Origin of the sequence: Halorubrum sp. C191, from assembly GCF_002727095.1 — an archaeon.
Lineage (GTDB): Archaea > Halobacteriota > Halobacteria > Halobacteriales > Haloferacaceae > Halorubrum > Halorubrum ezzemoulense.
The window spans coordinates 1-21,560 of record NZ_NHNZ01000049.1 but is presented as its reverse complement, the minus strand read 5'-3'; the positions used below and the strand labels follow the sequence as shown (position 1 = coordinate 21,560).

Annotated in this window: 17 protein-coding genes and 2 pseudogenes; 6 read left to right on the top strand and 13 right to left on the bottom strand. The window is 64.4% G+C overall.

What is annotated here, in order from left to right; translation table 11 throughout:
* Positions 1-189: 189 nt before the first annotated feature.
* The 5 genes from Z052_RS03850 to Z052_RS03830 all read right to left on the bottom strand — a co-directional run bounded on the left by Z052_RS03850 (position 190) and on the right by Z052_RS03830 (position 6,818).
* Complete coding sequence (locus Z052_RS03850) at positions 190-3,732, bottom strand: UvrD-helicase domain-containing protein (RefSeq protein WP_094580481.1); 3,543 nt, start codon at positions 3,730-3,732, stop codon at positions 190-192.
* Complete coding sequence (locus Z052_RS03845) at positions 3,725-4,882, bottom strand: hypothetical protein (protein ID WP_004599511.1); 1,158 nt, start codon at positions 4,880-4,882, stop codon at positions 3,725-3,727. Before Z052_RS03845 ends, Z052_RS03850 begins: the two co-directional genes overlap by 8 nt.
* 101 nt (positions 4,883-4,983) lie before the next feature.
* Positions 4,984-5,397 (bottom strand): hypothetical protein, encoded by a 414-nt coding sequence (locus tag Z052_RS03840; protein WP_094580649.1) that lies wholly within the window; start codon positions 5,395-5,397, stop codon positions 4,984-4,986.
* A gap of 608 nt (positions 5,398-6,005) precedes the next feature.
* A complete protein-coding gene (locus Z052_RS03835; RefSeq protein ID WP_176450744.1) occupies positions 6,006-6,455 on the bottom strand; it encodes a hypothetical protein in 450 nt (149 codons plus the stop codon).
* 24 nt (positions 6,456-6,479) lie between these two features.
* Positions 6,480-6,818, bottom strand: a complete 339-nt coding sequence (locus tag Z052_RS03830) for a DUF6516 family protein (RefSeq protein ID WP_094580650.1) — start codon at positions 6,816-6,818, stop codon at positions 6,480-6,482.
* 545 nt (positions 6,819-7,363) lie between these two features.
* On the opposite strand from Z052_RS03830, the pseudogene Z052_RS20875 reads away from it, so the two are divergent.
* Positions 7,364-7,504: pseudogene (locus tag Z052_RS20875) on the top strand (IS6 family transposase); the annotation flags it as partial.
* Between the two features lie 557 nt (positions 7,505-8,061).
* Here Z052_RS20875 and Z052_RS03815 read toward each other — a convergent pair.
* From Z052_RS03815 to Z052_RS03780, 8 genes are all read right to left on the bottom strand, one after another.
* Entirely contained in the window at positions 8,062-8,583 is a 522-nt protein-coding gene (locus tag Z052_RS03815) for a 3-isopropylmalate dehydratase small subunit (RefSeq protein ID WP_094580651.1), read from the bottom strand.
* Entirely contained in the window at positions 8,580-9,893 is a 1,314-nt protein-coding gene (locus Z052_RS03810; RefSeq protein WP_094580652.1) for a 3-isopropylmalate dehydratase large subunit, read from the bottom strand. The genes Z052_RS03815 and Z052_RS03810 overlap by 4 nt, the downstream gene beginning before the upstream one ends.
* Positions 9,890-10,834: a hydroxymethylglutaryl-CoA lyase gene (locus tag Z052_RS03805; RefSeq protein WP_094520090.1), complete on the bottom strand. Its 945-nt coding sequence runs from the start codon at positions 10,832-10,834 to the stop codon at positions 9,890-9,892. Before Z052_RS03805 ends, Z052_RS03810 begins: the two co-directional genes overlap by 4 nt.
* Positions 10,831-12,090, bottom strand: coding sequence for a CaiB/BaiF CoA-transferase family protein (locus Z052_RS03800; RefSeq protein ID WP_094520089.1), 1,260 nt, complete (start codon positions 12,088-12,090; stop codon positions 10,831-10,833). The genes Z052_RS03805 and Z052_RS03800 overlap by 4 nt, the downstream gene beginning before the upstream one ends.
* Positions 12,091-12,266: 176 nt before the next feature.
* Complete coding sequence (locus Z052_RS03795; RefSeq protein ID WP_094520088.1) at positions 12,267-13,661, bottom strand: dihydroorotase family protein; 1,395 nt, start codon at positions 13,659-13,661, stop codon at positions 12,267-12,269.
* Positions 13,658-14,323 (bottom strand): isochorismatase family protein, encoded by a 666-nt coding sequence (locus Z052_RS03790; protein WP_099288848.1) that lies wholly within the window; start codon positions 14,321-14,323, stop codon positions 13,658-13,660. Before Z052_RS03790 ends, Z052_RS03795 begins: the two co-directional genes overlap by 4 nt.
* 73 nt (positions 14,324-14,396) lie before the next feature.
* Complete coding sequence (locus Z052_RS03785; protein ID WP_094553328.1) at positions 14,397-15,395, bottom strand: LLM class flavin-dependent oxidoreductase; 999 nt, start codon at positions 15,393-15,395, stop codon at positions 14,397-14,399.
* Positions 15,392-15,769 (bottom strand): nuclear transport factor 2 family protein, encoded by a 378-nt coding sequence (locus Z052_RS03780; RefSeq protein ID WP_094519991.1) that lies wholly within the window; start codon positions 15,767-15,769, stop codon positions 15,392-15,394. The genes Z052_RS03785 and Z052_RS03780 overlap by 4 nt, the downstream gene beginning before the upstream one ends.
* A 191-nt stretch (positions 15,770-15,960) precedes the next feature.
* On the opposite strand from Z052_RS03780, the gene Z052_RS03775 reads away from it, so the two are divergent.
* From Z052_RS03775 to Z052_RS03755, 5 genes and pseudogenes are all read left to right on the top strand, one after another.
* The gene (locus Z052_RS03775) at positions 15,961-17,400 is read left to right on the top strand and encodes an FAD-binding protein (protein ID WP_094519992.1); all 1,440 of its coding nucleotides are present in this window, start codon (positions 15,961-15,963) and stop codon (positions 17,398-17,400) included.
* Positions 17,397-18,164, top strand: coding sequence for an SDR family NAD(P)-dependent oxidoreductase (locus Z052_RS03770; protein WP_094519990.1), 768 nt, complete (start codon positions 17,397-17,399; stop codon positions 18,162-18,164). The genes Z052_RS03775 and Z052_RS03770 overlap by 4 nt, the downstream gene beginning before the upstream one ends.
* A 121-nt stretch (positions 18,165-18,285) precedes the next feature.
* Complete coding sequence (locus Z052_RS03765) at positions 18,286-19,938, top strand: ATP-binding cassette domain-containing protein (RefSeq protein ID WP_094580653.1); 1,653 nt, start codon at positions 18,286-18,288, stop codon at positions 19,936-19,938.
* A gap of 140 nt (positions 19,939-20,078) precedes the next feature.
* Positions 20,079-21,362 (top strand): ABC transporter substrate-binding protein, encoded by a 1,284-nt coding sequence (locus Z052_RS03760; protein ID WP_094580654.1) that lies wholly within the window; start codon positions 20,079-20,081, stop codon positions 21,360-21,362.
* A 5-nt stretch (positions 21,363-21,367) separates the two neighbouring features.
* A pseudogene (locus Z052_RS03755) lies at positions 21,368-21,560 on the top strand (branched-chain amino acid ABC transporter permease); the annotation flags it as partial.

The window sequence follows — 21,560 nt, the reverse complement described above, 5'->3', positions numbered from 1 at the left end:
GACGCACCAGTAGACGTGCGTGTGACTGGTGGGACGTTGAACGGTGAGAGTCACCAGCCTATTGCTGGCGACTAATTGCCGGGAGTCCACATCAAAGCCCTACCCTCAAGGACCGAGGCGCGGAGCGCCGAGGGAGTAGGGTAGGGTAGTTTACCGAGGAGCGGAGCAACACGATGAGTAAACAGTAGTTCAGGAGCCGGAGATCGACTCATCCGACCCAACGAGAGTGCGAACACGGCGCGCAAGAACCGTGGGCGGGAACTGTCCATACACTGACCTTCGGACACACCCGAACGTTTCGACACTGGCGTGAATTGTCGCTGCTGAGCCGAGTTCCTGCTGGAGGATGTGCTCGTAGGCGGCGATCTGGAGTTCATACCGCGGTTGCGTTGCGTCGAGTGACTCATTCAGCGCAATCTTGAGATCGGCCAACTGCCACTCGCCTCCACCCAGATCTATGAGGATATCGGCCTCACCATGAACTTCTACCTCAACCTCCCCAGCAGTCACGAGTCCACTCAAATCGTGGTCGACGTAGACCGCCTCCGCCGCTTGGATCTGGGCCCACAGGTCGGAGTTGAGGAAGTCCGACACGACCGACGTGTGGAAGAAGCTGACGAGGCCACCACGCTCAGTATCTGGCAACATCTCGATCGACTGCGGCGTTATCTGTTCCATCGCGTCCCGAAGTGCGCTTCGGACGGGCTTGCTCCACGCATCGATCTCGGTGTCCGGCACGTCCATCTCGATGAGGGTGAGTAAGGCCTCGTGGAGACAGGTCCCGACGGCCTCTGGCCCAAGCGTCTCGAACGTGATCGGGAGGTCGTCAGCCACCGCCTCAGTGTCGGTGTGAATCGGCTCGTCGAGGAGGTGGGCACCCACGGTGGCGTCGACATCGTCAGTCAACGGATAAGCCGTACTCGGGTCGAGAAAACGTGGGACCCATGACTCCAACTGGTCGCGTCGAGGCGGGACGGCACCCGTCACCGATAGCGGCGTGTCGTACATCTCGCGTGTCATACGGCCCTCGACATCATTCACACCAATCGTCAAATCACCGGCACTGGACGGTTCGTCGATCGCATACGTGGGTGTCCGTCCAGGCGAAAACTCGAGTGTCTCAAACAGGGTATCGAGCCAGCGATCACGCGGCTGTGCCGTGCCGGGTAACGTCTTCGGAAGCGGGATGACGAGATGGTCACGTGCCCGAGAGAGTGCCACATACAGGAGTCGCCACGCCTCCGCACGCTCGTTGGCTGCGACTGACTGGAGCTGGTCGGGACCAAGCAGGTGCGGGGCCCCACTGTCGGCGTCATCGAGCCAGTGCTCGGTCGCCCACCGCAACCCGACATCGCGTGATGCAGCACCCTGTTTATCGCGACTGTCACCGCTTGGCGTGTAGAGTCCCCCATCGAATGGTGGCAGTTCGATATCGGGTGCTGTCTCGACGTTCGTCGGCGGGGCCAACGCCGCAACGCCACCCTGCGTCATGAACCGCTGAGAGAACGGGCCGGTGTCCCAGAGCTTGAAGCCCGGCGTTGCAAGCACAATCACGTCGTCTTGATCGCCTTTGAGCCGATGAACTGTGCTAAAGACGACATCGGCATCGGTGGTCACACTCGGGATATCGGGCCCCTCGCTCGGGGCCGCCCGAAACGGCGCAAGCAGGTCACCGAGGGCAGCTGGTGGGTACTGCGTGTCAGCTTCCCAGTCGGCGACGGTGCTCGTGAGCGTGTCGAGCGCGGCTACTCGTTGTGCTGCCGGCAGCTCGGTGAACTGGTCGCTCGGGTCGGCTCGAAGCGCGAGTTGCTCGATGATGTCTTCCAGATACACCGACGCTGGAACGCGATGGAACCGGCCCAGCTGATCGCGAAGATCGCGCAGGCCACAGAGGATGTCTCGGGTTTCGGCGTCGAGGTCGTCGGCCGCACAGATGACATCAAGGTCGTACCCAGCCCGCTCGAAGCAGTCGTGGGCTGCTGTGAAATCGAACGGCGAGTCAGTCAACAACGCACGTGTCTGGGCCCGATCGGTCGGCGCAGTGAGCCAGTCACAGACGGCGAGGACCGCCTTGACCACGGAACACGCAAAGAGTCTCGAACTCGCGTTTTGGACGGTCAGTCCTTCGGCCTTGAACGCGTCTTTGTACGCGTCCATCCGCGTTCGCTTTCTGAAGACGACGGTTATCGACTGTGGCGACCCGGTCTCATCAGTCAATGTCCCATCAGCGAGGCCCTGTGCGATGTACGTCGCAAGGATGTTCGCCTCGCCAGCGCGGCCGTCGGGGTTGACCCACCGTGTCTTGTCGGGCGCTGCCCCACCGGTGAACGCGGTGACGTGGATGCTCGGGTCGGCGGTTGGATCCCGAGATGCGTCGAGGCCGGGGTAAGTCGCCGCAAAATCATTGAGCCCCCCGCGAGTTGGATCGTCAAAGACGGGCCGCATGATGGTGTTGATGCCGGCGGCGATGTCCGGGGTTCCACGATAGGTTGTTGCGGCTGTCACCGTCGCATGGGTGTCCCAGTCGATACCGAGATACTGGCCCTCGCGACAGGCGCTCGTGAACAGCGACGGATCGGCATGTCGCCAGCGGTAGATGCTTTGGAGCGTATCGCCACACGCGAGGACGCGCATCGAGGGAGTGACAAGCTGTGACAGCGCTGCGTGTTGGATAGTGGAGACATCCTGTGCTTCATCGATGATCACGCTATCGAGCCGCGCGTGGTACCGCTGACGAAGGGCTGTGTGCTGGTCGGTGGGTGGCCCATCGCCATCGACTGGCCAGTCACCCTTGAACACACTGGTGATGAAGAAGGCGACATCGGTGTGAGAGACCACGCCATACTCGCGGATCAGGGCTCGGTACTGCTCGCGGTAGGCTTCAAGCACGTCACCAAACGCTGTCAGCGTCGTGTCCCATGCGTCATAGAGACGCTGGTCAGCAGCCACAAGGTCGTCCCACTCCGCTGGTGAGAGAGCCGCGTCGGTGTCAGCTGCGGCGTCGGCGTCGACGATGTCTGCGATCGTCGCCACGATATCCGCACGACTGCTGGTTCGTCCGTCAGGATACACTGCCTCCTGTGTGGTACGGAGTTTGCGTTCGAAGGCGGTCGTGGTGAGTCGCTGATCGCGACAGTACTTGACGGCGTTAGCGAGCATCTCCGCAGGGGTGGCTGCCCAGCGGCCATCCGGGTATGCTGCTTCCAGTTCGGCTATCGCGTCTTCGTGGGCCGGATCGGCAGCGACAGCGTCATAACACGCGTTGTGAACCGTTTCCAGCAACGCCTTATTCCCGATCGATGGCGTCTCCTCGAACCCCAGGTCGGTGGCCAGCTTCCCGAAGACATCACGCAACACGCTGTCGACAGTACCGATGAACGGTGCGTGCCGGACCCGTGTCACGAGATATGCGGTATCTGACTCAGTGAGTGACGCTGCCTCGGGGATCAACGCATGATCCACAATCTCCCGAATGTGTTCACAGACACCGGGTCCGATCGCGGCCGCCTCATCGGTGGTAAACGACATGACGGCCACGCTCTGGGCAGGTGTCCGATCGCCACGAGCGTACCGCCGAATGATGGTTTCGGCCGCGATTCGCTGCATCGTCAGTGATTTGCCAGCACCGGCGACACAGTTCATGGTAAACAGTCCCGACTCGGCATCGACGAATCTGTCTCTGATCGTTGCTTGTGCGTTCCGGAGTATCCGTGGGTCGTCGTCGTTACTCATGAGGTGTCTTGGTGGGTGCTGGAACGGTATCTGTACTCGCAGAGAGGAGCGCGGCAATCGGCTCAGGAAGCTGCGGTGTCGTGCTCACCAGTTGGGTGCGGGCCTGCTCGGAGACAGTCTCCATCTCGAGTGACGCAAGAAACGGCGAGGGGTACACAACACCACCGTCGGCGGTCTGTGTGTACCGCGTCACGATCACGCCGCGCTCGGCGGCACGCATCGCATCGGCGAAGTGATCGCGATCACGGCCGTTTCCCCACGCGGTTCGCGGCGCAACGGTATCTGTCTCACCAGCCGCAGCGAGAACGGCTTCCTGGAGCTCTGTGGGAACGACGCTGTCAGTCTGGGCCGGCCACTCGGCTGCCGTCGCGCCGACCGCGATAACGAATGGGACAGACAGCCCCCACACGTCGTTTGCCTCCATAATGTCGATGGCCCAGGCGTTCGAGTGTTCACGGCGGCCCGGGCGTTGTGTCGCCAGCAGTTCACACAGTTCCTGTACAGCCCCCCACGATCGGGAGACAGTCCGGTCAGCAAGCCACTCGTCGTATTTATGCGTGACCTGCTCGACGAGCCGGGTGACTCTGACCGTTGCTCGCGCGGCCGTCTCCGTCGCCATGAGCGCCGGTGAGTCAGCCTGCTTGCGGGCGGGCACGCTCGTCTCGCGATACGCATCGATCGACGCCCCCAGAACCGTTCCAACTGTCTCTGGCGTTGGCTCGCGCTCGGCATGCGACAGTAGCCAGTCACAGTAGGTTGTGAGTCGCTCGTCCGTGGTGTGTGTCTGTATCGTCTCGGCCCACTCGGCGATCGATCGATGCCCGGGGGGAAGGGCCTCAAGAGCGGCCTGGATCGTCGACTGTTCGAGTGGCCAGCTGGCTGTATCCGTGAGTGGTGCCCACCGCTGCGCTAATGGTTCCAACAGCGTTGCAGCACCGACATCGCCGGCGCCAAAGAGCGTACAAAGCGCCGCGATCAGCGCGTATGGTTCGGTGCGGGTTACGCGCAACTGTGTCCAAAACACTGGCGTCACCCCATACTGGATGGCTGCCCGGGTCAGCGGCTGTTCATACGGATCAAGATCGCGAGCCACGACGACGATATCGCGGACGTCCACGCCACGATCGCGAACTTCGCTGATCGTCGCCATCACAGCACGCGCTTCCTCGCGACGCGTCGGTACGGGCAATTCGACAACAGGACATGACAGTGCTGGCAACTCGCCAGTGAGTGCCGTGCGGTGGGCGTGGGTCACAGATTCACCTCTCGCCCGGGATAATCAATGGACAAGAGGTCCGGAAGTCGCGCTGTGAGGTACTCGCTGGTTCCGGGGCGGAGGTGGAGTTCGATATCTGCCGTCGTTGCTGTACAGAGACCATGTAGGAAGTCAACTTCTGGTGCCGGGATGCTGCTCACACCGACGAGCGAGATCCGCTCGATATCGGGATAGCAATCGGTCCACACCTCGTCGCCGCCGATGAGGCGACGCGTCGCCCGTCTGAGGAGCGCCGTCTTCGAGACCGCTTTGTCAGTCTGGTCGCGCAGCCACGTCTCGACGGCGAGGCCACCATCAACCAGTGTGGTCGCCTCGTCCGCAATGGGAGTCGCAAACTCGTCGGTGACATCGCGCAGCGCCGCAATCCGATCCGGATGGAAGTTCGTCATTGATTCGACCTCTGAACGGATCTGCTCAAGTTGTTGGGGACCGACGTCTCGACGGGCAGCAAGCAACGGACGGAGTCCCGGAGACGGATCCGCTGTCTCCGCCGGAAGCGACTGGAGGAGCGCTAAGCGATCGACGCGATCGAGGCTCGTCGGGGCCGGGTCTGCGGCTCCAAGCAGTACTTCCGCAACGGTTTTCGGATCGACGAATTCAAACGCATTCTGTGGCTGTGTACGCTCTCGCAGTCGCCGTTGGAGGTTTCGTTGGTGGAGTTCGGTCGGCGCCAACACGAGTTCTGTCGGCGTCGCTGTGCGGTCAGCACGATTGAGAAGCCGTTCTTCCTCGCCACAGTAAATCGAGATCTGCGAGGCAACATCGTCGTCAGTCGTGTGGAGGGGGTGTGTAGACATCAGCGAGATCAGGATATGGGGTACGACAGGGTGGATATAAGTCTCTCGCCCCGGAGCGGAAGTGGACCGATCTGTCGGGGCATTTTGGTCGTGGTGTTCGACTGTGGGTACCTCATGACAGGGGCACCATTTGGAAGGCCTCGGTGAAAGGTAGGCCCCGCATCACGGAGAAAGTCTCGCGCTTCAGTGCGGAGAGGATGTCAAGGCTTGGCAGCCGTCGTGTCGCCAGCCTCTGGATCGAACGGGAGGTTGATCAAGAGTTCGTCGAACCAGACGACCGGGCGCTTACTCTGACCGTTTTCCTCAAAAAAGATGATACCCAACTGGGCGAGGCGGCTGAGTTCCTCGTGGACGTTCTTCACGTCCCGGTCAACGACCCGTGCGGTTTCGTTGATGCTGGCTGGCTCTTCCCTGCGGATAGCTTCAATGAGATCAAGGACACGCGGCGTCAGCGTCTCCATAAGATCGTCGTAACTGGTGAACGAGAGCGTCGGTGTGAAATCCACCGCGTCGCCTCGTTTGAGCGCCTCGATCCCGTCGGTGATGTCGCCGTGGAACTCACTGGACGAGTTCACGGTTACGACGAGAGTTGATTCGGCCCGAAGCTGTTCACGCTCCATCGGGTGCAGCGGCGGCGTGGTGTCGTTCATGGGTATCACCGTGGTGAGATGGCCTCACTTGACCTCGAGCTCGGACTTCGGGATTTCGCTCCAGAACCGTTTCCAGAGTTCGACCATTCCGGGAAACGTGATACTATCTGGGTGAGGGTCTGGTGCGACGTGTAGTTCGTGCCCTTTGGTGTCCTCGTGCGAGTTGTCGTACCGACGAATCGTCCCATCATCAAGCGTGCGGGGCGGGTCCGGCTCCGTCGCGCCGTAATGAAGCTTGTAGGCCCACCCAGGCGGGTACGCATCGCGATCTGTCCGCATACAGAACACGCGGACTACAGCCCCATCGGGGTACTTTCGACCCTCGCTCACGCCATCGAGGTCGTCGTCGGTCAGTGAGGCCATCCTCACCCATTGGTACATAGACCAATAAAATAAGTATATTGGTTTGAGGACCAACAGTAGTCGTCACACTCCCAATACTCGTACTTCTGGCAGACATGTCCACGCCGATGGGAATATACTGGTTCGAGCTCCTCCAGAGTATTTTGATCGAGCGCCCGGATAGCATCCGCCGGCTGGCCTCACTCCATGCGGGGCTGGAAGCCGTAAGTGAACGAGCGGAACTCATCGGCGTGAGCGACGAGCCACCCCTCCACGCTGTACGGAGCCTCAACGCTCTCGATCAGCGCAAGGTGAACGCGGATTGTGGCGTCGAACCGTGAAGCGTTTCGGTCATAGTCGGTCAGTCAGGTCACCCCCTCTGGGGCAAACCCTCGTCTCCGGCTGAGGGCGATAATGTTGCCTGCGTCTATCAGCCCGTCAGTGGGGGTGCGGAAGCGACCTCGCCGCTGTTGGCTGGTCCGTGGGCGCAACGCGTGTGGAGCGAAGCGACTCGCGTGATGCGTCCGCGTCGACCCTCCTCAATCAAACTAGATTCTCTGGAGTGAGAGGCGACACCCGAGTCGGCGATGAAGCTCGATATCGGACTCCATCTGGATAAACTATCATTTTTGAATACAGTATATATTCTTTATAATTTGAGCATCGACCGGCATCGGACCACCGTTCATCGGAGGGCTCAGAAAGCTACATCAGTAGGTTAGCGGGTCGATCGAAGTTGTAGATCCTGATGGCGAGAAGGTCCTTGATACCTCATTCGACGTCCCCTTGACCGAGTTAGACGGTGAATGTAATATCGTAACATACGCCGACGTGTGGACTACCATCGGTGAGTACAAAGTTGACTTGGAGCTCGCGGATACCGTGATAATAGAGATTTAACGGCTAAATCACCGATTTTCGATTACTAATATTGAAGAGGAACTTGTCGCTATTTCTATTGACTCAAGCGATCAAAATGAACTGATCGCGCTTCGAGTCAGAGAGCCATTCTCAGATCTTGGGCAGACAAACGAGATCGGCGAACCGGTATCAAAGATTTTTGCGAGTGTTCTTTTGACAGCGTGTTTCCAGCTCATGTCAGCAACAGTAAAATAATAACTTAAAAATTATTATGTTTTTCTCAAAATACCAGCTTCGCTAGCTATTTTGACGGCGTTCGACGACGCACCGAACCGGCGGTGTCGAACGCGAAGGCGACACACCCTTGACTACACTGACCGGCCCCGACCCACGTTCCACGTCCTCACTCGCTCCCGAGTTTTGCTCGCGTGTACGGTTCGAGGCCGCCGCTGTCGACGAGCGACTGGAGGAACTCCGGCAGCGGGTCGGCGTCGTACCGCTCGTCGGCGGTGTGGTTGATCACGGCGCCCTCGTCGAGTCGGAAACTGATCTCGTCGCCGTCGTCGATCCGGTCGGCGTCAGGACAGATCAACACGGGCAGCCCGAGGTTGATCCCGTTCCGGAAGAAGATGCGGGCGAACGACTGCGCGACGATGCCGTCGACGCCGGAGCCCAAAAGCGAGAGGGGAGCGTGTTCGCGCGAGGAGCCGCTTCCGAAGTTGTGCCCGCCCACGACGAAGTCGCCGTCGGCGACGTTTGGTGCGAACTCCGGCCGGAGGTCGTTGAAGGCGTTCTCGCCGAGTTCGGCTGGGTCGCTGGAGACCAAGAATCGCGACGGGATGATCTGGTCGGTGTCGATGTTGTCCCCGAACGTCCACGCCCGGCCGGGTTCGGTCGTGTCGATGTCGCGGTCGGCGTCGCTCATGCGCCCACCCCATCGAGGACGTAGTCGTCGTACCGGTTCAACTCGACCTCCCGCGGGTCAGTGATCTCGCCGTACAGCGCCGACGCGCCGACGGTGGCGGGGCTCGCGAGGTACACCTCGCTCTCCATCGATCCCTCGCGGCCGGGGAAGTTGCGGTTCGCGGTGGCGAGACAGACGTCGCCGTCGCCCAAGACGCCCTGATGCGTGCCGAAACAGGAGCCGCACCCGGCGCTCTGGACGATGGCGCCGGCGTCGACGAACGTCTCCATGACGCCGGTGTGCATCATCTGTTTGTACACGGATTTCGAGGCCGGGACGACGACCATCCGCGTGTCGGGGGCGAGCCGCTCGCCCTCGATGACGTCCGCGACGATCCGGATGTCCTCGTACCGCCCGTTCGTACACGTCCCGACGAACAGCTGGTCGATCTCTGTGCCGACGACCTCGTCGACGGGGACCGCGTTCTCCGGGTTCGACGGCGTCGACACCTGCGGCGAGAGCGACTCGGCCCGGTAGGTGTGGACCGCCTCGTAGTCGGCGTCGTCGTCCGGCTGCGTGTACGCCGGTATCTCGGGGCGCTCCCCGGTCTGCGCCTCGAGGAATTCGACGGTCCGCTTGTCGGGCGCGACGATGCCGGCCTTCCCGCCCATCTCGATGGCCATGTTCGAGAGGACGAGCCGCTCGTGGATCGGCATCGACTCGACTGCCGAGCCGCCGTACTCAGCGCTCATGTACGTACAGCCGTCGAACCCCACGTCGCCGATGAACTTCAGGATGAGGTCCTTCGCGTACACCCCGTCGGGGAGGTCGCCCTCGACCTCGAACCGGAGCGTCTCCGGTACCCGGAACCACAGCTCGCCGGTTGCGAGCGTCGTCCCGAGGTCGGTAGAACCGACGCCGGTGCCGAAGCCCCCGACGCCGCCGAAGGTGGTCGAGTGCGAGTCCGCGCCGATCACCAAGTCGCCGGGAGAGACGAACCCCTCCTCGACGAGCACCTGGTGGCAGATGCCGTCGCCCACGTCGTACTGCTGGGCGCCGTACTCGTCCGCGAACTCCCGGACGATGTTGTGGTTGTTCGCGGCCTTGACGCCGTCGGCCGGCGCGTGATGGTCGATTGTAATCACGGTGTTGTCCGGGTCAACGAGCTCCGGGTCGTCGCCCGTCACGTCCTCGAAGACCTCGAAGGTCAGCGGCCCCGTCACGTCGTGGGTCATCATCACGTCAACGCCAGCCTCCACGTAGTCGCCGGCGCGTACCTCTGTTCCCGATTTCTCCGACAGCAGCTTTTCTGAGATGGTTTTTCCGGTCATGCGTTGTCCTCCGCGACGGTCGCTAACACGCGGTCGACGGTCCCGCCCATCAGGACGTGGCTCGTCGCCCCTAGGTCGAGTCGGTCGGCGACCTCGTGAGCGACCGACTCAACGCGCTCGAAGTCCGCACTCGTTTCGAGACCCATTCTACTCAGCAGTTGGACGAGGTCCTCGGTCGGCGTGTTGCCGACGCCGGAGAGCCCGTCCGGCAGGACGACTCCTCCGCCGAGCCCGCAGTGCGACGCGTCGAACCGGTCGACGCCGCACTGCATCGCGACGAGGGTGTTCGCGAGGCTCATCCCGTTCGTGTCGTGGAGGTGTAACCCCGCGTCCAGGTCCGGGTGGCGGTCGAACACCGCCGTGTACATCTCCTCGATCTCGACCGGGTCGGCGAGCCCCATCGTTGTCGCCAGCGTCACCTCGTCGACGCCGGCGTCGACGACGCGGTCGACGACCGCCAGCGTGTCTTCCATGGGAATCCGCCCCTCGTACGGGCAGTAGAAGCTGGTTCCCATCCCGGCTTCGACCTCAATGCCCGTCCCCTCGGCCATCGCGACGATCTCCTCGACGCCTTCGAGAATCTCCTCGACGGTCATGTTCTGGTTGTGCTCGCTATACGTTTCGCTGACCGTCACAAGGGCGTTGACTTTGTCGACACCGGCATCGATCGCTCGCTCCATCCCGACCGCGTTCGGGACCAGCGCGCGGTAGGTCACGTCGTCATAGCGCTCGATGCGCTTTGCGACCTCGTCTGCGTCCCGCAATGTCGGGACCGCCTTCGGATGCGTGAAGGATGTGATCTCGATCTCGTCGACGCCGGTCTTCGAGAGCTCGTCGATGATGTCGACTTTCTCGTCGGTTGGGACGAACTCGTCGAGCCGTTGGAACCCGTCTCGCGGGAGCATCTCGACTAAGGTCACGTCCTCGGGGTACTCGATCATATGACGTCCTCCGCGTCGAGCTCCGCGAGCGTTTCCTCGTCGTATGACAGCCGCTCGCCGTACACCGCCTCGTTGTGCGCGCCGAGCGGCGGCCCGAGGTGCGAGATCGAACCGGGCGTCTCGGAGAGGCGCGGGACCGTGTTCTGGACCGCGCCGGTCCCGATCTCGTCGTCCGGGACCTCGACGACCGCGTCGCGGGCCTGGTAGTGCTCGTCTTCGATGATGTCGGCCACGTTGTAGATCGGCGCGATAGTCGCCTCGTACTCCTCGAACCGGTCGATGACCTCCTCGCGGGTGTGGTCGTCCATCCAGTCTTGGATGGCCGCGTCGAGCTCCTCGACGTTCTCCAATCGCTTCTCGTTGTCGGCGAATCGGGGATCGTCTTTTAATTCCGGCCGCTCGATGGCGTCGAACACCCGCATCGCGATCGGCTGTGCGCTCGCCGAGATGGCGACCGCCCGGCCGTCGCCCGTCTGGTAGACGTTCCGCGGCGCGGACGACGTAGAGCGGTTCCCCGACCGCTCTTCGATCTCGTCGAGCTGCTGGTAGCGGAGCGGCTGCGGCCCGATGAGCGAGAAGATCGGTTCGATGAGGCTCGTGTCGATGTACTGCCCGGAGCCGCCGTTCGCGTCGCGGTTGTACAGCGCGAACGCGACCGCCATCGTCGAGAACATCGCCGCGATGCCGTCCGCGAGCCCGGTCGGGGGCAGCAACGGCTCCCGGTCAGGGTAGCCGTTGAGGAACGCGAACCCGGACATCGCCTCCGCGAGCGTGCCGAATCCGGGGCGGTCGCTGTACGGCCCCGTCTGCCCGAACCCGCTCAGCCGGAGCATCACGAGGCCGGGGTTGAGCTCGGAGAGGTGGTCGTAGCCGAGGTCCCATCGTTCGAGGGTGCCCGGCCGGAAGTTCTCGATGAGCGCGTCCGCGTCGGCGACCAGATCCTCGAAGACGACTTTGCCTTCCTCGGTGGAGATATCGAGCGTCACCGACTGCTTGTTGCGCCCGAGATACTTCCACCAGAGCCCGACGCCCTCCTTCTGCGGCCCGAAGTGGCGCAGGTGGTCGCCGGTCGCCGGGTGTTCGACCTTGATCACGTCGGCGCCGAAGTCCGCGAGCAGGCGCCCGACCGTCCCGATCGAGATCATCGAGCCGGCCTCGATCACGGTGACGCCATCGAGCGGGCCTGCGGGGGCGTTGGTCTGTTCGTCGTCTGCGGCGTCGTCTACACCGCCGTCCGTAGCCGCGTCGCGGCTCATCGTCGCCTTGTGCGTGTCTCGGCGGCGCCGTGTGCGGCGCGCGCCGGTCGGTTCGTCGTCGGTTGGATGCTGTGTCGTGTCATGTGCGTGTGTCCGTGTTCTTGGGTGGTGGGTCGCCCGCGCTCGATCCCGACGGGGAGCGGGCGAGCGGGCGACAGCGATCGGGGCGAGAGCGGTTAGATCGGGCGGTCGATGTGCGTCCCGTGGCCGCGCTCGCCGACTACCTCGCCGTTTTCGTAAGCGACCTGTCCGCGGACGACCGTATGGGTCGGCCACCCGGTCACGTCGCGTCCCTCGTATGGGGAGTAGTCCGCGCCGCTTTGGAGCAGTTCGGGGGTCACCGTCTTCATCTCGTCGAGGTCGACGATCACGATGTCGGCGTCGGTTCCGACCTGAATTGAGCCCTTCTTTGGATATATATTGAACGCTTTGGCGGTGTTCGTCGACGTCACCTCGACCGCGCGCTCCAGCGAGATGCGTCCCTCGTGGACGCCCTCGGAGAGCATGAGCGGGAGCAGCGTCGCCGACGAGGGGAAGCCGGGGAGGCTGTCCGGCACGTCCTCGCCTACCTTGTCGTCGCGCAGGTTGGCACAGTGGTCAGTGCCGATACAGGAGATAGTCCCGTCCGCGACCCGGCTCCATAGCGTCTCCTGGTCTGCCTCCGACCGGACCGGCGGGTTGACGTTGTGGCGCTCGTCGCACTCCTCGGTCGTGAGACAGAGGTAGTGCGTACACGTCTCGCCGGTGATCTCCCAGCCCGCGTCGTGGAGCATCGCCAGTTCGTCGGCGGTCCGCCCCGCCGAAACGTGGACCGCGTAGAAGCTGTCGTCGTAGTCGTGTTGGCGGGCCAGCGACCCGCTCGCGGTCATGCTCTGTGCCTCCGCGTAGTCCGGGAACTGGTCGACCAACACGTCGTAGCCGCGGTACTCTTGGTCATCGTCGACCGCGGAGTCGAGGTATGGGTTGTCTCCGAGCGCGCTCGTGATCTCCATGTTCTCGGAGTGGTGGCCGAGCGTCGTGGGCGCGTCCTGGGCGGCGAGTTCCTGGATGAACGCGTCCGCCCAGTCGTCGTGCATCTCCGAGTCGGTGCCGAACTTCTCGGGCGCGACATCCTTGTAGTTCTTATACCATTTAAACGACGTAATCCCCAGCTCCTCGACGATATACGGGATTTCCTCGATGTGTTCAAACGAGAGCAGCCCTAACGAGAAGAAGTAGTCGTGGTAGTAGTTCGGCTCTGCCTCGGCGAAGTAGCCGTCCATGATCTCCTCGTAGGAGCCACCCCGCCGGAAGTAGTTCCCGATGGTCGTGACGCCGCCGACGAGGTCGGATCGCGACTCCGTCTCGGCGTCGGCGTCGAGGCCACGGTAGATCCCGTGGTGGGTGTGCGGGTCGATGGCGCCGGGGAGGACGTGTTTCCCTGTGGCGTCTATCTCCCGGTCGCCGGAGAGGGTCCCCGGGCTCGCGATCGCCGAGATCGTCTCTCCGTCAGCGGCCACGTCCGCCTCGAAAACGCCGAGTTCGGGCGTGACGACCGTACCGTTCGCGACGACGAGGTCGTGGTCGGTCATGCGTCGATCCCCTCCACCCACGACTCCACCTCGTCGCGTTCGAGCACCTCGGCGTACTTCATCCACAGGTCCATCAGGGCGATCTTGTGGCTCGCCTCGATCCGGTCAAACAGACACTCCTGTGGCAGGACGACGTTAAAGCCGTTCTGTTGGGCGTCAATCGCGGTCGCGCGGACGCACCCGCTCGTGGAGTTGCCGACGATGATCACGGAGTCGTGCCCGCCCCGGACCAGCCGCGAGAGGAGGTCGGTCCCGTAGAAGGCGGAGGCGTACGACTTGTTTATCACCGTCTCGCCCTTTTCCGGCTCGACGGCCTCGACGATGTCGAGGTCCTCGTGATTGGGGTCGTCGTAGCTCGACGGGACGACTCGCGTGTACGTGACGGGAACGTCTCGCTCGCGAGCGAACGCCAGGAACGGCTCGATGTGGTCGATCGCGTTCCACGCGATCTCGCCCATCGCGGTGCGATACTCCTCGACGGCGTCGAGGATCGGCTCGTCGACCCCGACGACGAGTCGCTGCATGTCGATGACCAGGACCATCGGATTCGTGCCCATCCCGCGGGACTCCCACGAGGACGCGCCTTCCTGGTCGTACCCGGCCGCGGAGATGACCTGCTTGTCGCGCTCGGTGAGCAGGTCCTCCCAGATGCGTTTAGTCATGTGAACGAGTGGCAGTATGTCGAGCAGTCTGATAATTCTGTGGGTGGGTGGAGGCGGGACTGCGGGTCGGCGGCTACCGCGAGGGCGCGAACGCCGCCAGCGTCCGTTCGACCCACTCCCTGTCGCTCCCGGCGGGCGCGCGGACAATCGGGAGGTCGACGCCGATGTCGCGGAGGTGAGCCAACTGCGCGCGCGCCTCTGTCGGCGTCCCGACGACCGCGAGGCGGTCGAGGAGCCCGTCGGCGACCGCGTCGGCGCCGGCTTCGAGCGAGGGGGCCGCACGGACCGCGTCGACGACCTCTTCGTACCCCGCCTGTTCGGCGGCGCGGTCGTAGTACCCCGGAATGTCGCGCAGGTAGTAGGCGACGTGTTCGGCCGCGGCCCGCCGTGCGCGCGCCGGGTCCTCGTCGACCGCGGTCAGCACGTACATCGCCACGTCGATTTCTTCCGGATCCTTGTCCGCGCGGGCCGCGCCGTCGGCGAGCCACGTCAGCGCCTCCTCGAACTGCGAGTCTGGGTAGAGGTTCGGCACCCAGCCGTCGGCGAACTGCCCGGTGAGGCGGACGTTTGCCGGCCCTAGCGCGCCATTGTAAATGGGGATCGACGCGCGTTCCGGCTCGAACGCCTCCCAGAACGCGGTCCGAGACGGCGAGAAGAACTCGCCGTCGAACCCCTCTGGGTCGCCGCACAGATACCGGCGCACCAGCTCGATGTACTCGTCCATCCGGGGCAGCGGGCGGTCGAAGTCGGCCCCGTGGAACCCCTCGACGACGCCGGGATGCGCCACGCCGAGCCCGAGGATCGCCCGCCCAGCCGAGTGCGCGTCGAGGGTCGCCGCCGCCTGCGCGATGGCGGCTGGGGTGCGTGAGAACACGTTGACGATGCCGGTCGCGAGGCCGATTCGGTCGGTGTGGACCGCCCAGCGTTCGAGTTTCCCGAATGCCGACTTCCCCTGGCCCTCCGCGGCCCACGCGCTCTCGTAGCCGAGTTCTTCCGCGCGAACGACGAGGTCGGGCTCGTCGCGCAAGGCAAAGAGGACGCCGATGCGATCGGTCGTGTCCGCGTCGCTCACGGCTTGACTACCTCCTCGACCGCGAGGTCGTTGTACACGTCGAGCCGGGCGATCGCGCCCTCGTCGACTTCATACACGTCGACGTACCGCACGTCCTCGAAGGGCTCGCCGTCGTTGTCGACGCCGTGGAGCGTCCCCTGGCTGACGACACGGTTCCCGGCGACGGTCCAGCGACCGAACGCCTTGCCGGCGCGCTCGTACCGCGGTTCAAGGAAGGCGAGGAACGAGGCCGCGGCTTCGGGCCCTGAGAACCGTGCGCCGGGGACCGTGATCACGGCGTCGTCGGCAAACAGCTCGCCAACGGACTCGCGTTCGTCCGGGTCGGACATCCGCTCGAAGAACTCCTCGACCGTCTCGCGTGGCGTTCGGGCCATGGTTCTCATACACACCCAAAGAGATATAAATGAAACCATCATGAACTTAAGTGCCGGTCAGCAGTCGTCCACGTGGGTCGCCAGCGGCGCGGACTCGGGGGAAAGGCGGTAGGCACACGAACGGCGACACCCCACAGACCGGTAGATTTACGCGACATGGTTCCGAGTGTCATGGTATGGAGTCGCCCGATATGGAGCCGCAGCAGCGGACGTTAGACGACGCGAGCGCGGAGGTCGTCTCGGCCGACGAGGTCGAGTTCAATGTCGAGACCGACGTGCTGGTCGCTGGGGCCGGCGGGTGCGGGCTTACGGCGACGCTCGCGGCCTGCGAAGCGGAGGACCTGACGGTCACGCTCTTAGAGAAGAGCGCCGAGGTCGGCGGCAACGCCGCGCTGTCGACGGGGATGATTCCCGCGGCCGGCACCCGCTTCCAGCGCGAGGCGGGGATCGAAGAGGAGCCGGCCGACATGGCCCGAGACATCTTGGAGAAGAACAGCCACGAAGCCGACGCGGAGTTGGTCGAGCACCTCTGTGAGAGCAGCGTCGACCTGGTCCACTGGCTCGTGGACGACTGGGATATCTCGTTGCATCTTGTTGACGATTTTAAGTACCCGAAACACTCCGAGTATCGGATGCACGCGCCGCCGGGACGCAACGGCGAGAACCTCGTCGCCGAGATGCGCGACCGGATCGAAGCGCGGGAGAACACGGAGTTGCTGACGAACACGCCGGTGACGAAGCTGGTCGCGAGAGACGGCGCCGTCGAGGGCGTTGTCGCCGGCGCGGTCCGCGAGGAGGCGATCCAGGCGGACAAGGTGATACTCGCCACCGACGGCTTCGCGGGGAACCGGGAGATGGTGCGCGCGCACTGCGAGGACGACATCGCCGACGCGCTCTACTACGGCTCCGACGGCAACACCGGGGATGGGATCCGCTGGGGCGCCGAACTCGGCGGCGCCCTCGCGTCGATGGACGCATTTCAGGGGCACGCGACCGTCGTCAGCGGGACGGGCGCGCTGTCGACGTACGCCGTCGTGATGAACGGCGGCGTCCTCGTCAACGCCGACGGCGAGCGCTTCGGGAACGAGTCGAAGGGGTACTCGCAGTTCGCGGTCGACGTGGTCCGTCAAGAGGGCGGCGTCGCCTACGAGATCTTCGACGAGCGCATCTTCGAGCGTCTGCAGGGCGAGTTCGACGACTTCGACCGGGCCGTCGACCTCGGCTCGTACACGAGCGCCGACACCGTCGAGGCCCTCGCCGCCGAGCTCGGTTGCGACCCGGAGGCGACCCGCGAGGCGGTCGAGTCGTACAACGCGGCCGTTGAGGCGGGCGAGCCGGACGAGGTCGGCCGCGAGGACGGGCGACACGTCCTCTCGGCTCCCTTTTACGGGACCGAGGTGACCGGCTCGCTGTTCCACACGCAGGGAGGGCTCGTCGTCGACGAGCACGCACGGGTGCTCCGCGAGGACGGGTCGACCGTCGACGATCTTTACGCCGGCGGCGGCACCGCGACGGGCATCAGCGGCCACGGGGCCGCCGGCTACCTCTCCGGGAACGGGCTCACGACCGCGATGGGATTCGGCCGGCTGGCCGGCGTACACGCCGCCCGGGCGCTCAGCGAGCAATCGTGACGACGAGAGAGACGGCCTCGGCGCTGTCGTTCGCCGGTGACACCGTGCTGATCACCGGCACGGCTCGGGGTATCGGTCGTGCCTGCGCGGTCCGCTTCGCCGAGCGCGGCGCGACGGTGGTCGGCGGCGACCGCCTCGACCAGTCGGAGACCGTCGGGGCCTGTGCGGAGCTTACAGGGGATTTCGAGGCGGTAGACGCCGACGTGACTGACCCCGCGGCGGTCGCGGCGTTAGTCGAGCACGCGGCGGACACCGGGCGCATCGACGTGGTCGTCAACGTGGCCGGGATCGTCGCCCGCGAGCCGATCGAGACCCACGACGGCGAGCCGTGGGCGCGCTCGATGGACGTCAACCTCACCGCGCCGTTCCGGATCGTCCGCGAGGCCGCGCCGCACCTGCGCGAAACCAGCGGCACGATCGTCAACGTCTCGTCGATCTACGGACAGATCGGGGCGGCGGAGCGCGCGGGCTACGCGTCGACGAAGGCCGGACTGGATGGGTTGACGCGGGCGCTCGCCGCCGAACTGGGCACGGACGGCGTCCGAGCCAACGCCGTCGCGCCGGGGTTCATCGAGACCCCGATGACCGCGCCGTACGCCGAAGACGACGCGGCGCGCGAGCGGTTCCGCGGGCTCGCGGCGCTTGACCGGCTCGGCGAGCCGACGGAGGTCGCGAGCGTCGTCACCTTCCTCGCGGGCGACGCGGCCTCGTTTGTCACGGGCGAGACGGTCCTCGTCGACGGCGGGCGGGCGACTGTGGAGTGAGCGGGGCGCGCCGGCCGGAGTTTGGCGCGTCGCCGCAAAACGAGAGCGTGTCAGTACCAGTCAACTGCGTGTCACTGACTAGCGGGAAAACGTTTATTCGGACGTGCGGTGACGTTCGGGCATGACTCGCCCAATTTTATCGACCGAGGGGTTGACCAAGCGGTTCGGCTCCCTCGTCGCAAACGACGAGCTCTCCGTGACCGTCGAGGCGGACACGATTCACGGGATCATGGGACCGAACGGCTCCGGGAAATCGACGTTTTTCAACACGGTCACGGGCTTTTACCGCCCCGACGGCGGCACCGTCCGGTTCGACGGGGAAGACGTGACCGGCTGGAAGCCCGACGAAATCGCGCGGCGCGGACTCGCGCGGACCTTTCAGATCCCGTCGCCCTTCGAGGATCTCACTGTCAGGGAAAATCTGCTCGCCGTGTTCACCGGGGGGCTCCGTTCCGGGGTGCGGGTCCCCGACGAGAAGCGCTCGCGCGCCGACGAACTGCTCGAACTCCTCGAGATCGACCACGTCGCCGACCAGGAGGCCGGCGGGGTCTCCGGCGGCCAAGAGAAACTGCTCGAACTCGGGCGCATCCTGATGCTTGAACCGGCCTGCGTGATGCTCGACGAGCCCACCGCGGGCGTCAACCCCTCGCTGCGGAACCGCTTGCTCGACCACTTGGAGACGCTCAACGACCGCGGCACGACGTTCGTGATCATTGAACACGACATGCGGGTCATCGCAGACGTCTGTGACCGCGTGACCGTGTTCAACCAGGGACAGGTCCTCGTCGAGGGCGACTTCGAGTCGGTGACGAGCGACGAGCGCGTCCGCGACGCGTACCTCGGGGGCGCGGCCGACCACGACGCGTCGCTGGAGACGCTCATCGAGGAGGAGGAGGAGACAGGGAGCGCCGCCGTCGACGACGCGGCCACAGACCCGACGCCGGCCGCCGCCGGCGGCGCGGTAGCTACCGGGAGTGCGGGCGCGTCGTCCGGGGCCGCGGCGACGGGCGCCACGGCAAGTACGGCGTCCGCGCGCTCTGAGGTCGGCGCGGCGTCCGACGGGGAGTCGTGGCTCGTCGGCGAGAACCTCGTCAGCGGCTATGGGAACCACCGCGTCGTTGATGGAGTCTCGGTCGAGAGCAGGGACGGCGTCACCTGCGTCTTCGGGCCGAACGGGTCGGGGAAGTCGACGCTTTTGAAGACGCTCGCCGGGGTCGTCCCCGCGTGGGAGGGGACAGTCAGGCACCGCGGAACCGACCTGACTGGCAACAGGCCGGCCGAGAACGTTCACCGCGGGGTAACGATGCTCCCGCAGGACGGCGGCATCTTCGGCAACCTCACGGTCCGCGAGAACCTCCTTCTCGGCGGGTACACCGTCGACGACGGGGCCGTCCGCGAAGAGCGGTTCGACGAGGTCCTGTCAGCGTTCCCGGAACTGGAAGGCAAACTCGACGAGAAAGGGCAATCGCTGTCGGGCGGCCAGCAGATGATGCTCAGCTACGGGCGCGCGATGATGACCGGCGCGGAGGTGTACCTCCTCGACGAGCCGTCGAGCGGGCTGGCTCCCTCCCTCATCGACCAGGTGTTCGAGATGACCCGACGGCTCGTCGAAAGCGGCGCGCAGGTGGTACTCATCGAACAGAACGTCCGCGAGGCGCTGCGGATCGCCGACTACGTCTATATCTTGGCGCAGGGGCAACTCCAGTTCGAGGGGACGCCCGACGACCTGACCGACGAGGACGACCTCGTGGAACTGTACCTTGGGCTGGACTGACGCCCGCCGACTCGTTTCCCCACCCGTCGTCTGTCTCGCCGCCCGCCTCGCCGGATGCGCTCGTCACCGCCGCGAGCCGCGGAACTAATCAGAATCTTTCGTAACAAACTATATGTGTGCCCGTATCACACAAGGCATATATGGGAGACAATCCCGCAGACCGTGTCAGTAGACGCTCGTTTGTTAAATACAGCGGCGCCGCCGGCGTCACCGGTGCGCTAGCCGGCTGTAGCAGCAATGGTGGCGGCGGCGGGGGCGACGGGAATGATGGAAGCGACGGGAGCGACGGGAGCGACGGCGGCGACGCGCCCGACGAGGTGATCATTGGCTCGAACCACCCGCTGAGTGGATCTCTCAGTAACACCGGTGAGCGGATGGATCAGGCAGTCAAACTGGCGGCGATGATCAAAAACGAGGCGGGCGGCATCGAGTCGCTGGACGGCGCGGAACTCAGCGTCATCAGCGGGGACAACGAGGGGGCACAGGAGCTCGGCGGCGAAGTCGCACAAGAGCTCATCGACGAGGGTGCGAGCGTACTGACCGGCTGTTACTCCTCGCCGGTGACGAGCGCGGCGACCCGGACCGCGGAGAGCGCGGGCGTCCCGTTCGTCATCTCGGTGTCCGTAGCCAACTCGATCCTCCAGGAGACGCAGCTCAACTACGCGTACCGGCCCCAGCCGCCGGCGAACCAGATGGCGGTCGACCACGCGCGCCTGCTCGCCGACGCAATCCGGAACGCCGGCGAGGAGATTGAGACCGCGGGCCTGTTCTACATCGATATCAGCTTCGGGCAGTCGGTGCGCGACGCGCTCCGCGAGGAGCTCCCTGCCAACGATATCGAAATCGTCGCCGAGACCGCCTACGAGCCGGGCGACACCGCTGACACGCAGGTCACGACGCTCCGGGACGCAGACCCGGACGCGGTGATCGCAACCACCTACCGGTCGGGGACGATCGAACTGGTTAACGCGATGAACAACCAGAACTACCAGCCGAAGTACGTCACCGGCTGCTCGAACGCGGCAATGAACGATGTCAGCGCGCTCGAAGAGATGGGCGACACCGTCGAGGGCGGGTTCGCGAACAACTTCGCGCTTGACCCGACCTCCGACGCTGCGAGCGAGGTTCAGTCGCGCTTCGAGTCGGAGTTCGACACCAGCTTCGACGCGAACGTTGCGATGACGTACGCAGCAACCGAGGTCATCATCGCGGCGATCGAGGAGGCGGGGTCGGCCGACCCAGACGACATCAACAACGCGTTAGGGGAGATCACCGTCGAAGATCACATCGCGGCGATGCCGCCGATCACTTTCGCCGACAACGGTGAAAACGAGAACTCGCTCGCACCGCTGTTCCAGATCCAAGACCTCGAAGACCGCGTCGTCGCACCCGAGGAGTTCGCTGAGACCGACGTGCAGTTCTGACCCACATGCTCTCTTCGTTTTTCCTTGACGCCTGCGGTCGAGAAGCGGCTACCGTCGCCGGGGCTCTCGACACGACCGCAGCGCCGGTCGTTCTCGGGCTCTCACTCCCATCTCCGACGATCTTCGCCCAGTACTTGGTGTTCGCCGTGTTGCTCGGGGGGATATACGGCCTCGTCGCGCTCGGGCTGACGATGATCT

Excerpts from the sequence above, each read along its gene's own strand:
- Z052_RS03780 (WP_094519991.1), bottom strand. The coding sequence starts at position 15,769 with ATGGCCCGAACGCCACGCGAGACGGTCGAGGAGTTCTTCGAGCGGATG.
- Z052_RS03800 (WP_094520089.1), bottom strand. The coding sequence starts at position 12,090 with ATGAGCCGCGACGCGGCTACGGACGGCGGTGTAGACGACGCCGCAGAC.
- Z052_RS03760 (WP_094580654.1), top strand. The coding sequence starts at position 20,079 with ATGGGAGACAATCCCGCAGACCGTGTCAGTAGACGCTCGTTTGTTAAA.
- Z052_RS03835 (WP_176450744.1), bottom strand. The coding sequence starts at position 6,455 with ATGAACGACACCACGCCGCCGCTGCACCCGATGGAGCGTGAACAGCTT.
- Z052_RS03845 (WP_004599511.1), bottom strand. The coding sequence starts at position 4,882 with ATGGCGACGATCAGCGAAGTTCGCGATCGTGGCGTGGACGTCCGCGAT.
- Z052_RS03765 (WP_094580653.1), top strand. The coding sequence starts at position 18,286 with ATGACTCGCCCAATTTTATCGACCGAGGGGTTGACCAAGCGGTTCGGC.
- Z052_RS03790 (WP_099288848.1), bottom strand. The coding sequence starts at position 14,323 with ATGACTAAACGCATCTGGGAGGACCTGCTCACCGAGCGCGACAAGCAG.
- Z052_RS03840 (WP_094580649.1), bottom strand. The coding sequence starts at position 5,397 with ATGACGAACTTCCATCCGGATCGGATTGCGGCGCTGCGCGATGTCACC.
- Z052_RS03795 (WP_094520088.1), bottom strand. The coding sequence starts at position 13,661 with ATGACCGACCACGACCTCGTCGTCGCGAACGGTACGGTCGTCACGCCC.
- Z052_RS03830 (WP_094580650.1), bottom strand. The coding sequence starts at position 6,818 with ATGGCCTCACTGACCGACGACGACCTCGATGGCGTGAGCGAGGGTCGA.
- Z052_RS03805 (WP_094520090.1), bottom strand. The coding sequence starts at position 10,834 with ATGATCGAGTACCCCGAGGACGTGACCTTAGTCGAGATGCTCCCGCGA.
- Z052_RS03775 (WP_094519992.1), top strand. The coding sequence starts at position 15,961 with ATGGAGCCGCAGCAGCGGACGTTAGACGACGCGAGCGCGGAGGTCGTC.
- Z052_RS03815 (WP_094580651.1), bottom strand. The coding sequence starts at position 8,583 with ATGAGCGACGCCGACCGCGACATCGACACGACCGAACCCGGCCGGGCG.
- Z052_RS03850 (WP_094580481.1), bottom strand. The coding sequence starts at position 3,732 with ATGAGTAACGACGACGACCCACGGATACTCCGGAACGCACAAGCAACG.
- Z052_RS03810 (WP_094580652.1), bottom strand. The coding sequence starts at position 9,893 with ATGACCGGAAAAACCATCTCAGAAAAGCTGCTGTCGGAGAAATCGGGA.